The sequence below is a fragment of the Mesorhizobium sp. M5C.F.Ca.IN.020.32.2.1 genome (assembly GCF_004023105.1).
Classification (GTDB): Bacteria; Pseudomonadota; Alphaproteobacteria; order Rhizobiales; family Rhizobiaceae; genus Mesorhizobium; species Mesorhizobium wenxiniae.
In genome coordinates, this window is the sequence record NZ_RZSX01000505.1 from 1 (window position 1) to 4688 (window position 4688).

A 4688-nucleotide genomic window follows, 5' to 3' on the forward strand; every position below is an offset into this window, starting at 1 on the left:
CATCACGGGCGTGCCGCTGTCGATCCATTTGCCCGGCTGGGAGCGGCTGGCACACGAGGTGCTCGATGTCGTCGAGGCAGAGGGCGCCGATCTTCGCCACACCGTGCTCTGCCATATGAACCCCAGCCACAACGATCTCGACTATCAGACAAGCCTCGCCCGGCGCGGCGCTTTCCTGGAATACGACATGATCGGCATGGACTATTATTATGCCGATCAGGACGCGCAATCGCCCTCCGATGAGGAGAATGCACGGGCAATTGCGGCACTTATCGACGCCGGCTTCGGCGACCGCCTGCTGCTGTCGCAGGATGTGTTCCTCAAGATCATGCTGACCCGCTTCGGCGGTTTCGGCTACGGCTATATCCTCAAGCATTTCGTACCGCGCCTGAAACGGCATGGCGTCGAGCAACCGGCCATCGACCGCATGCTGGTCGCCAATCCGAGGGCTGTGTTCTCGCCGCGGAACTGACTTACGACGGAGTTCAAATGTCCAAGAAAAAGATTCTGCTAGCCGGTGAATCCTGGGTGTCGACCGCGACCCATATCAAAGGCTTCGACCAGTTTCCGACGGTCACCTATCACACCGGCGCCGACGAATTGCTGACGGCGCTGAAGGCGACCGACTTCGATCTGACCTTCATGCCGGCGCATGAGGCGCAGCGCAGCTTTCCGCAAACAATGGAGGCGCTTTCGGCCTATGATGCGGTGGTGCTCTCCGACATCGGCGCCAACACGCTGCTTCTGCATCCCGACACTTGGGTTCACTCGAAGCCGACGCCGAACCGTTTGCGCCTGCTGCGCGATTATGTGCGCGACGGCGGCGGGCTTTTGATGTTTGGCGGCTATTATAGCTTCCAGGGCATTAATGGCGGCGCGCGCTATCGCAAGACGCCGGTCGAGGAGGTGCTGCCGGTGAACTGCCTCGCCTTCGACGACCGCGTCGAGGTGCCGGAAGGGTTTTCGCCTGTTCTGAAAGGCCCCTCGGACCACCCGATCTTGAAGGGTCTCGGTTCGGCTTGGCCAATCCTGCTCGGCTTCAACGAGGTGACGCTGAAAGACGGGGCGGAAGTTCTGGCAACCGTGTCATCGGATTACGGATCGCTGCCGCTGCTCGTCGCCGGCCACTATGGCAACGGCCGCACTGCGGCCTGGACATCCGATGTCGGGCCGCATTGGCTGCCACCGGAGTTCATCGCCTGGAAAGGCTACAAAACCCTGTTCGAACAGATGCTGAGCTGGGCGACCGATGAGAGCTGAGCGATGCATGTCCATGTCGTGGGCAATGCCTGCGTAGACACGATGTTTCGCGTCGGCCGCTTCCCCGCCGCCGGCGAGACTTTGAGCGCCAGCAGCTACGCCGACGGCCTCGGCGGCAAAGGCGCAAACCAGGCCGTTGCGGCCGCGCGCACGGGTGCTGCGGTGACGTTTTGGACGGCGCTCGGCAAGGACCGCGCAGGCGCATGGATCCGAGCCTCTCTCGGCAGGGAGTTGTCCGACCTCGAGGTGAGCGAATTCGACCTGCCGAGCGACCGCTCGACCATCGTCATTGAGGCCGGCGGCGAGAACTTCATCGTCAGCGGTGTCGCCTGCAGCGAAGCGTTCGATCCGATCGCGCAAACGGCACTTGCGCGACGGATCGCGTTCGGCGACATCGTCGTCTGTCAGGGAAACCTGCGAGGCGCCGCGATAAATGCCTGCCTGCGGGCAGCACAGGAAACTGGCGCGCGCACCGTCCTGAACGTCAGTCCTGTCAATGCGGCGGCTTTGCCTGACTTCGGTCTGGCGCAGCTGTTGGTCGTGAACCAATCCGAGGCGAAAGCACTGACCGGCGAGGGTGATATGGCAGCTGCGGCCGACGCGCTCGCGGCCAAAGGCGCCGGAACAGTCGTGATCACACTTGGCGCGGAAGGTTGTCTCGTGCTTGGCCCGGACCAGGAAGCACCGCTTCGTTTGCCGGCGCCCGGCGTCGAAGCGCTCGACACCAGCGGCGCCGGCGATGTGTTTTGCGGCTGTCTGGCCGGCGGGCTTTCCAAAGGAATGTCGGTTACCTCAGCGCTGAAGGTCGCGCTCGCGGCCGCGGCAATTGCGGTGACTCGCCCTGGCACATTGATATCCTGTCCTTCCGCGCCTGAAATGGCGGCGCTCATCGATGAAACGGAGCTCTCATGACCCAACTCGGCCAATCAGGCGCCGACGCGCTTCTAGAACTTTTCGGCCGCACCAAGGTGGTGATCGGTGTCGTTCATCTTGCGCCGCTCCCTGGCTCGCCGCGCTTTGACGGCGAGGCGGTCGAGGCGATCTATCAGCAGGGTCTCGATGATGCGAGGTCCTATCTCGACGGCGGATGTGACGGCGTGATCGTCGAGAATCATGGCGACATCCCCTTTGCCAAACCTGACGATATCGGACCGGAGACAGCGGCCTATATGGCGGTCGTTTCCGACCGTATCCGCCGCGAACTCGGCAAGCCGGTCGGCATCAATGTGCTCGCTAACGCCGCGATCCCTGCCCTTGCGATCGCCAGTGCCGCCGGCGCGGGTTTCATCCGCGTCAATCAATGGGCGAATGCCTATGTCGCCAACGAGGGTTTTGTCGAGGGCGAGTCGGGTCGCGCGGCGCGCTACCGCGCCAAGCTTCGCGCCAACGGCATCCGCGTTTTCGCCGATGCTCATGTCAAGCATGGCGCACATGCCATCGTTGCCGACCGGCCAGTGGAGGAACTGGTCAAGGATCTGGTCTTCTTCGACGCCGACGCCATCATTGCGACCGGTCAGCGCACCGGGCACGCTGCGGATCTGAGCTACATCCGCATGATCAAGGAGGCCGCCGGCCTACCGACGCTGGTCGGCAGCGGCGTGACGCCCGACAATGCTAACGATATCCTTGGCATCGTCGATGGCGTCATTATCGCCAGCGCACTGAAGCATGACGGCGTCTGGTGGAACCAGGTCGACCCTGCCAGAGTAAAGACCTTCATGGCCGGGCTGAGGCGATGATCGAGCGGCAATGATGCCATTCTGTTTGTGGCCGGAGCGAAGTCGCGGGGCCGCAAACGCGGATGCCAACAGGCAACGACGACACTCAGGCCGCAGTCACCTTGTCGTTGATCCTGCAGCCCATTCGGACCGGTACCAGCCGACGAATTTCTTCAGACCATCTTCGATCGAAACGCTCGGCTTGAAGCCGAAATCGCGCTCCAGTGCCGTCATGTCGGCATAGGTCCGCTCGACGTCGCTGCTCTGCATCGGCTCGCTGTGGCGGATCGCCTTTACACCGAGCAGTCTTTCCAGAGTGTCGATGAAATCGCCCAGCCGCACCGGCCGGTTGTTGCCGACATTGTAAATCCTGCTGGGTGGGGCATCGGCCATGGGCGGCTTGTCGAGCACGGCAACGACCGCCCGCACCACATCGTCGACATAAGTGAAATCCCGCCACATCTCGCCATTGTTGAATACCCGGATCGGCTTTCCCTCGAGGATCGCCTTGGTGAATATCCAATAGGCCATGTCGGGCCGGCCCCAAGGGCCGTAGACGGTGAAAAACCGCAAGCCGGTTTGCGGCACCCCGAAGAGATGGGCATAGGTGTGGCTCATCAATTCATCTGACTTCTTGGTAGCAGCGTAGAGCGAGACGGGCCTGTCGACCTGATCGGTCTCGCTGAACGGCACCTTGCGGTTGCCGCCATAGACCGAACTCGACGAGGCATAGACCAGATGCTCGAATGCTGGCTGCGCGCGACAGAATTCGAGCACTTCGAGATGGCCGACGACATTGGAACGGACATAGAGCCTCGGATTGTCGAGTGAGTGGCGCACACCCGCCTGAGCGGCGAGATGGACAATCCTGGTTATGCCTTGCCCGGCCAAAGCGGTGGCGAGCGCGCCCTGTTCGGCGATCTCGATCTCATGAAATGAAAAATTCTTGTGGGGCTGAAGGCGGGCGAGCCGCCCCTCTTTGAGCGCCAGGTCGTAATAGTCGTTCATATTGTCGATGCCGACGACTGCTTCCCCCCTGCTCAAGAGGTGGTGGCAAACGTAGCTGCCAATGAATCCCGCGGCTCCAGTGACAAGTATAGGCAACAAGGTTCTCCATGCACATGATCGCGAAATCGAGATCGATTTCCGAAACGACCATGTGCAACATCAAAATGCTACATCCGAATGAAGGACCGTCTCAGCTCGTGCTATAGCCGATAGGCGCTACCGACAAGCTGTGCTGTCGACGCTTCAGCTCGCCTCGCGCAGAGCCTCGGCCGCCTGCAGATCGACCGACACGAGCTGGCTAACGCCCTGCTCGGCCATGGTCACCCCGAACAGCCGGTTCATGCGGGCCATGGTGATCGGGTTGTGCGTGATGATGACGAAGCGCGTCTCGGTGGTGGCGGCCATTTCGTCCATCAGATTGCAGAAACGCTCGACATTGTGATCGTCGAGCGGTGCGTCGACTTCGTCGAGCACGCAGATCGGCGCGGGATTGGTCAGGAACACGGCGAAGATCAGAGACATCGCCGTCAACGCCTGTTCGCCGCCGGAAAGCAGCGTCATCGTCTGCGGCTTCTTGCCGGGCGGCCGCGCAAGGATTTCGAGACCGGCCTCGAGCGGATCGTCGGACTCGATCAGTTGCAGTTCCGCCGTCCCGCCGCCGAACAGATGCGAAAACAGCCGCTGGAAATGACCGTTTACCAC

At 61.7% G+C, this 4688-nt stretch carries 4 protein-coding genes and 2 pseudogenes; 4 read left to right on the forward strand and 2 right to left on the reverse strand.

The window, feature by feature from the left end; genetic code table 11:
* From EOA86_RS22845 to EOA86_RS22860, 4 genes and pseudogenes are all read left to right on the forward strand, one after another.
* Positions 1 to 472: pseudogene (locus EOA86_RS22845) on the forward strand (phosphotriesterase); the annotation flags it as partial.
* A gap of 17 nt (positions 473 to 489) precedes the next feature.
* Complete coding sequence (locus EOA86_RS22850; RefSeq protein WP_128343701.1) at positions 490 to 1260, forward strand: glutamine amidotransferase; 771 nt, start codon at positions 490 to 492, stop codon at positions 1258 to 1260.
* A 3-nt stretch (positions 1261 to 1263) separates the two neighbouring features.
* Positions 1264 to 2172 carry a PfkB family carbohydrate kinase gene (locus EOA86_RS22855; protein ID WP_128343703.1) on the forward strand — a complete coding sequence of 303 codons (909 nt, stop codon included), beginning with the start codon at positions 1264 to 1266 and terminating at the stop codon, positions 2170 to 2172.
* Positions 2169 to 2999, forward strand: coding sequence for a BtpA/SgcQ family protein (locus EOA86_RS22860; protein WP_128343705.1), 831 nt, complete (start codon positions 2169 to 2171; stop codon positions 2997 to 2999). The genes EOA86_RS22855 and EOA86_RS22860 overlap by 4 nt, the downstream gene beginning before the upstream one ends.
* 96 nt (positions 3000 to 3095) lie before the next feature.
* Here EOA86_RS22860 and EOA86_RS22865 read toward each other — a convergent pair whose 3' ends face one another.
* Both EOA86_RS22865 and EOA86_RS22870 read right to left on the reverse strand, forming a co-directional pair.
* The gene (locus EOA86_RS22865) at positions 3096 to 4082 is read right to left on the reverse strand and encodes an NAD-dependent epimerase/dehydratase family protein (protein WP_206630103.1); all 987 of its coding nucleotides are present in this window, start codon (positions 4080 to 4082) and stop codon (positions 3096 to 3098) included.
* 147 nt (positions 4083 to 4229) lie between these two features.
* Positions 4230 to 4688 (reverse strand): annotated as a pseudogene (locus EOA86_RS22870) (chromosome segregation protein SMC); the annotation flags it as partial.

Coding starts and splice junctions, on each gene's coding strand:
- EOA86_RS22850 (WP_128343701.1), top strand. CDS start 490: ATGTCCAAGAAAAAGATTCTGCTAGCCGGTGAATCCTGGGTGTCGACC.
- EOA86_RS22860 (WP_128343705.1), top strand. CDS start 2,169: ATGACCCAACTCGGCCAATCAGGCGCCGACGCGCTTCTAGAACTTTTC.
- EOA86_RS22855 (WP_128343703.1), top strand. CDS start 1,264: ATGCATGTCCATGTCGTGGGCAATGCCTGCGTAGACACGATGTTTCGC.